General features: G+C 68.5%; 5 protein-coding genes and 1 pseudogene. 2 read left to right on the top strand and 4 right to left on the bottom strand.

Going from position 1 to position 6,038, the window contains the following annotated elements; all coding sequences use genetic code 11:
* Nucleotides 1-293: pseudogene (locus tag ABZ260_RS44820) on the top strand (hypothetical protein); the annotation flags it as partial.
* 57 nt (nucleotides 294-350) lie between these two features.
* On the opposite strand, the gene ABZ260_RS44825 reads toward ABZ260_RS44820, so the two are convergent.
* The 4 genes from ABZ260_RS44825 to ABZ260_RS44840 form a co-directional block, all read right to left on the bottom strand.
* Complete coding sequence (locus ABZ260_RS44825) at nucleotides 351-599, bottom strand: hypothetical protein (RefSeq protein ID WP_355630272.1); 249 nt, start codon at nucleotides 597-599, stop codon at nucleotides 351-353.
* A 91-nt stretch (nucleotides 600-690) separates the two neighbouring features.
* Nucleotides 691-1,560, bottom strand: a complete 870-nt coding sequence (locus ABZ260_RS44830; protein WP_355630275.1) for a VOC family protein — start codon at nucleotides 1,558-1,560, stop codon at nucleotides 691-693.
* Nucleotides 1,561-1,596: 36 nt separating this feature from the next.
* Nucleotides 1,597-2,772, bottom strand: a complete 1,176-nt coding sequence (locus ABZ260_RS44835; RefSeq protein WP_355630278.1) for a flavin-dependent monooxygenase — start codon at nucleotides 2,770-2,772, stop codon at nucleotides 1,597-1,599.
* A 42-nt stretch (nucleotides 2,773-2,814) separates the two neighbouring features.
* Entirely contained in the window at nucleotides 2,815-3,651 is an 837-nt protein-coding gene (locus tag ABZ260_RS44840) for an alpha/beta fold hydrolase (RefSeq protein WP_355630281.1), read from the bottom strand.
* Nucleotides 3,652-4,153: 502 nt separating this feature from the next.
* Between ABZ260_RS44840 and ABZ260_RS44845 the strand changes: the two genes are divergently transcribed.
* Complete coding sequence (locus tag ABZ260_RS44845; protein ID WP_355630284.1) at nucleotides 4,154-5,602, top strand: FAD-dependent oxidoreductase; 1,449 nt, start codon at nucleotides 4,154-4,156, stop codon at nucleotides 5,600-5,602.
* Nucleotides 5,603-6,038 lie beyond the last annotated feature (436 nt).

The raw sequence follows: 6,038 nt of genomic DNA on the forward strand, positions 1-6,038 counted from the left end.
AGCGCCGAGGTGAATCCGGCCACTGTGACCTCGGAGGTGGCACAGCCGGAGCGGAGCGGCCGCACCATGTTGGAGCTGCGGAACCTCGTGACCGCGTCACGGCGGGCGGCTACCACATCTCCTCGACGCTGGGCCGGCACACCAACGACAAGATGGTCTCCTTCTACGTGCGCACCCCCGGCCGCTGGGACCTCGAGGTCGGCTGCGAGGGGATGCTCGTCGACGAGACCTCCTACACCGCCGAGGAGATCACCGCCGACAGCTACTGGGGTCACAAGTGGGACTGGAGCTGACCACGCGTCCGTCCGGCGGGCGCGCCCCAGGCAGGGATCCGAACCGCTTCGAAAGCGTCATGGATCCAGACGGTCGGCTGCCGTCGCGGCGATGAGGACGCAGTCGGCGAGAGAAAGCCCGCCGACGTAGCAGAGCGAGCAGATTCCGACGGCATCGCGGTCGGCGGCGTACAGGCCGCGGATCGTGGTGCCGTCCTCGCGGCGCGTCTCGCCGAACTCCTTGTCCACGATCAGCCCGCCGACCGAAGACGTCGCCGAGGGCGCACTTACGGCGTACCGCGACGAGCGGGTGTGTGCTCGACACACTCGCGCCCAGCGGTGCGAGATAGGTGCGTCGGGGGAGTGGGAAGCAGGCGCCGGCGGCGACCGGGGGTTCGGCCGCCGCCGGTCGACCCGATCAGGCCGAAGGCGCGGGCGGTGGAGTGAAGCGGTGCCCCCAGAACGCGCCTTCCGTGATGTCGTAGCTGGGGGCGTCGATATCGACCCGGTCACCGTCATAGCCGAACTCGACGGCGTGCAGGTCAGGGGACCAGACGTAGAACGACACCATGTGATCGTTCGTGTGCCGACCCAACGACTGCATCATCGGGACCCCGAGGGTGTACGCGCGGTCGAGCGCCCGGCCCACGTCGTCGAGGCTGTCGCCTTCGAACATGAAGTGGAGCAGGCCGGGACCGGATGAGGGCGCGAGCCCGAGCGTGTGCTGGCGGGCGTTGCACCCCAGGAAGTACAGCATGCCGGCGGGTGTCTCGGTGGTGTTGCGCTCGGTGAAGCCCAGCAGGTCCACGTAGAAGGCGTAGGCGGCCTCGACGTCGGTGACGTTGAGGATGATGTGCCCCATCCCCAGGTCACCGGTCACGAACCTCGACACGCCGGGGGTCCGCACCTCGGAGTGATCGAACTTCGGTCCGTGGAAGAGCTCGATCGGGTTGCCGCTCGGGTCGGTGAAGGCGGCGAAGCCGCTCACCCGGCGGGCCTCGCAGTCCTCCTTGCCGCCGCGGGTGACGGTGACGCCGGCCGTCTCCAGCTTCTGGATCGCGGCCTCAAGGTCCCGGGCGTGGGTGACCTGGAAACCGGCGGCCTGCAGGCCCGGACTCTCGGCGGGGATCAGGGCGAGCCGGTGCTGGAAATCGTCGATGCGGTAGTGAAGTGCGCCCTCGGTCGGGCCGGAGACCTCCTGGAGGGCCAGGAACTCACCTGCGAACGTGCGCCATTTCTGGACGTCGGTGACGTTGATGCGGAGGTAGCCGAGTGAATGGATGGGCATTGTGGTGGGATCCCTTTCGGGTAGGACGTGCTCGGATCAGTAGGCACCGGGAATGCTCGGCAGCAGCGCGTCGCCTTCGACCAGGTAGCGGCCGTAGACGGGATATGTCCCGTCGGGCAGGTTCATGGCGTGGTGCTCACCGGCGTGCACGTCGCGCCAGAGCTGCTGAATCAGGCTGGTGGTCTTGATCGACCGCGGCCCGCCGCTCTGGTAGGCCTTGTCGGCGGCCGCGACGGCCATTCCGACCGCGATCATGTGGTCGCGCTTGCCGCGCATGCGCTGTGCGGGTGTCGGGTCCTCGCCCCGGAGAGCGGTCTGGTAGAGGTCACCGAGGTTGCGCAGCAGCATGTCCCGAGCGAGGTCGATCTCGCCGGAGGCTTCCGCGAACCGCGTCAGCGTGAGATCACCGGGCATCATTCTCGGGTTGGCCGCGAACTTGTCGCGGTGCACCCGCAACGCCTCGTCCAGCGCGGATGAGGCGATGCCGATCAGTGGTACCACTACCGAGTTCAGCAGTACTCCGAACCACGGCAGGTTGAACAGCGCGCCCGTGTTGACCTCCTTGCCCGGGACGTTGCGCTCAAGGGTGTCCGACACGTTGAGCGAGCGGTGCTCCGGCACGAACTGCTCGGTCACGACGATGTCGTTGCTGCCGGTGCCGACGAGCCCGGACGCGTGCCAGACATCGACGATCTCGTAGTCGGAGCGCGGCAGGAGGAAATGCCGGTACTCGGGCGGGCCGCCCGCGCCATCGGTGACGAGGCCGCCGACGAAGACCCAGTCGCAGTAGTCGCTGCCCGACGAGAAGCTCCAGCGGCCGGTCAGCACGTGCCCGCCCGGCACCTGTTTCGCCGTGCCGGCCGGGCCGTAGGAGGAGCTGATCCAGGTGTCCGGGTCCGCGCCGAACACCTCCTTCTGCGCCTTGTCGGGAAACAGGCCGATGTGCCAGGAGTGCACTCCGACGACGCCGGTGACCCAGCCGGCCGAACCGGAGGCACGCGAGATCGCGTACATCGCCTCGTTGAACACACGGGGGTCGGCCTCGTAGCCGCCGTGGCGGGCAGGCTGGATGATCCGCATGACGCCGATCTCGCGGAACTTCTTCACCACCCCGGGCGAGAGCCTGCGCAGCTCGGACGACTCGGTTTCGAGGCGGCGCAGCTCGTCGGAGAAGTCGGCGATGGCGTCCAGGACGGGATGCGTTGGGTACATGGTGAGTCCCTGCTTCTGCGTGTGGTGCGGGGTGTGGTCGGATCAGGCTGCGGTGAAGAAGTCGCGGACCAGCGCCTCGAACGCCGCCTTGCGCTCCACCTGGGCCCAGTGGCCACAGTTGGAGAAGATGTGCAGGTCGGCGTTGGGCATGCGCCGGGTGGCGAAGAAGGCTCCCTCCAGCGGCAGCATCCGATCGTCACGACCCCAGGTGACAAGCGTGCGGTGGTGGATCTGCCCGGTTCGCGTCCACATCGGACCGTGGACGGACGGGATGGTGAGGCTGCCGAAGATGTTGCGCATCCGGTCGATCGCGCCGGGCGCGAGTGCGCGGTCGGTGCGTTCCCGGATCAACTCGTCGGACACGCCGGCCGGGTCGGAGACCATGGTGTCCACCCACGCCCGCATGGCGGCAGGGGAGGGAGAGGCGACGAAATCGAACAGCCGTCGAGCCCCTTCCGACATCGGCGGGGCGAAGATCTCGGCCGCGATCCCGCCGGGGCCCATCATGAGCATCCGATCGACCCGGTCGGGGTAGGCGAACGCGGTCTCCAGTGCGACGAAGCCCCCCATCGAGTTGCCGACCAGGTGGGCCCTGGCGATGCCCAGGTCGTCGAGCAGGGAGACGACGGCGTCGGCCGCGTGCTCCGGATACGGGCGGGTATAGGGCACTTCGGGGCTGTCACCGAAACCGGGCATGTCAATGACGATCGTCCGAAACGTCTCGGCCAGAGGTGCCAGATTGGCGGCGAAGTTCGACATGCCGGAGACACCGGGGCCCGAACCGTGCAGCATGACCACCACGGGTCCCGCGCCGGCCTCGCGATAGGTCAACTCGTAGGCGCCACGGCTCACCTTCGGTGCGATCTCGACTGTCGTCATCGGTGATTTCCGCCTTCTCTTCGATGAGGAACCCCGCGGGGACGCCCACGGATGCGACGCTCGGTCGCCGCTGGAGCGTGATGCTAGGTACTCCGCTGAGAAAGCGGCCACCGCTCCTCCCACTCACCGGGAGAGCTCATGAGGGGCTCGCCGACACCTGACGCGGCGTCGGCGTCGCAGGAGCGCTTCCGGCACGGACCAAGGACGTCGGCTGGACGGTGGCCCGTGAGCTCTGCTGACCTCTCGCCCGGCACGATCGGTCCGGAGGCCGAGCCATCGACATCAACGGCCGCCCCGGTTCCGGTGTGCTCGGCCTTCCGCTGTGGGGGACAGGCTGGACGACCGCGGTGGTCCCGATTCCCGCCTCCCACTCACCGGGATCCGCATCTGTGCCACCGCCACTGCTTTGTACTGTTCCTCGCACAACGCAACCTCATCCAGAAGGAGTGTCGAGCTTGCTGATCATGGATCTTGTGCTCCCTGCCGCCGAGGCGGTGGTGGTGTGAGTTCGGTGGCTCCCCTCCAGGCATCCGAGGTCGGAGACTGGGCTTTCGAGACGGATGTCCTTGTTGTCGGTTTCGGGGCGGCCGGTGCGAGTGCCTCGATCGAGGCGGCGGCCGGCGGCGCCGATGTCCACGCGGTCGATGCGGCCGGTGGCTGGGGTGGCGCCACCGCGATGGCGGGTGGGTCCATCTACCTGGGTGGCGGGACGCCGATTCAGCGGGCCTGCGGCGTCGAGGACACCGTAGAGGCGATGTTCGCTTTTCTCAGAGCGGCCACCGGCCCGGACCCGGATGAGGCCAAGCTGGCCGTGTACTGCGAGAACAGCCTTGAGCATTTCGATTGGCTGGTGCGGTGCGGCGTGCCGTTCGAGCCGAGGTTGTGGACCGAGCCATCGTGGGAGGCGCCGAGCGGATACGGGCTGATGTTCACCGGCGGAGAGAACGCCTACCCGTTCGCGGACATCGCGGCACCCGCCCCACGGGGCCACGTTCCGGCCATGACCAACAAGAAGCCGGGGGAGCGGTCAGCCGGCTGGGTGCTGATGAAGCACCTCGCGGACACCGCGGCGGACGCGGGTGTGCACACGCACTACAACACCCGGGTAGGGCGCCTGGTCGTCGACGGGGACCGGGTGGTCGGGGCGGAGGTGGTGACGTTCGGCGAGCGGTCGTTCGTGAAGGCACGGCGCGGGCTGGTGCTCTCGGCGGGCGGGTTCGGAGCGAACGAGGCGATGCTCGCCCAGCACTCCCCGAGGCTGCTCGGCAACCACCTCACCGGCACCGACGGCGACGACGGTTCCGCCATCCGGATGGGCCAGGCGGTCGGCGCGGCGGTCCGGCACATGGAGGCCGGTCAGACGGCCTTCCCCGCCGACCCGGCGCTGCTCTGCCGGTCGCTGCTGCTCGACCGGCATGGGAACCGGTTCATCAACGAGGACGGCTACCCGGGTCGGGTCGGGCAGGCCTCGCTGTTCCGTCAGGACCGGCAGATATTCCTGCTCTACGACGACACAGCCAATGAGGAGACGCAGCAGGCGTCCGGGTACGTGGTCGAGCCGACCTGGGTCTCGGACGACCTCGCCGAGTTGGAGACCGAAATGGGGCTGGCGCCAGGGGCGCTGACCGCCACGGTCGGGCTGTACAACGCAGCCGCCGAGAAGGGCGAGGATCCGGTCTGCCACAAGTCGGCCCGGTGGCTCAGGCCGCTCAAGCCGCCGTACGGGGTGCTCGACCTCCGGAACGCGATGTTCTCGATCTTCACCACCGGCGGCCTGTACACGTCGGTTCACGGCGAGGTCCTCTCGCTCGACGGCGACCCGGTCCCCGGCCTGTACGCCGCAGGACGTACCACCAGCGGCATCCCCGCCTGGGGGTACTGCAGCGGCACCTCACTCGGCGACTCGACCTTCTTCGGCAGGCGCGCGGGCCGGGCGGTCGCCTCTGGCTGAGCTTCTCCACCCCCCTTTCCGCACTTCTTGGAGATTCAACGATGAATACGACAGGGACGCTCACGCCTGGGGCGCGGCTGACGAGCGCTGGTCCGTTCGCTGGGTCAGCAGGCTGTTGGTCCTCGTCCTTGTCCAAAGGAATGTGCCCCGACGTCGGCAAGCTCCGTGAGCTCGTCGGAGGCCCCATTCCCAGCATCAGTTGGCGCGACGGGCTCCGCAGCATGGTGAGCACGGTCGTGCCGGCGGGCGCCGATGCTCCCTAGACGAGTGGCTCCGATGCGGTCCGTGGTCCGGTCATGATGCAGCTTCGAGTTGCTTCTTGACCGCCGCTACCCGGTCCGGCAGCATGCCCGGAGCGATCGGCACGCACTCGTAGCCGAGTCGAAGCCCACGATGCCGGGGAACCGCGACTCTCCTGCCCGCAGGCGGGCCAGGA

This window comes from Streptosporangium sp. NPDC006013, assembly GCF_040614275.1.
Taxonomy (GTDB): Bacteria; Actinomycetota; Actinomycetes; order Streptosporangiales; family Streptosporangiaceae; genus Streptosporangium.

Bases quoted from the DNA above. Each gene is read 5' to 3' on its own strand.
- ABZ260_RS44830 (WP_355630275.1), bottom strand. From the start codon at position 1,560: ATGCCCATCCATTCACTCGGCTACCTCCGCATCAACGTCACCGACGTC.
- ABZ260_RS44835 (WP_355630278.1), bottom strand. From the start codon at position 2,772: ATGTACCCAACGCATCCCGTCCTGGACGCCATCGCCGACTTCTCCGAC.
- ABZ260_RS44840 (WP_355630281.1), bottom strand. From the start codon at position 3,651: ATGACGACAGTCGAGATCGCACCGAAGGTGAGCCGTGGCGCCTACGAG.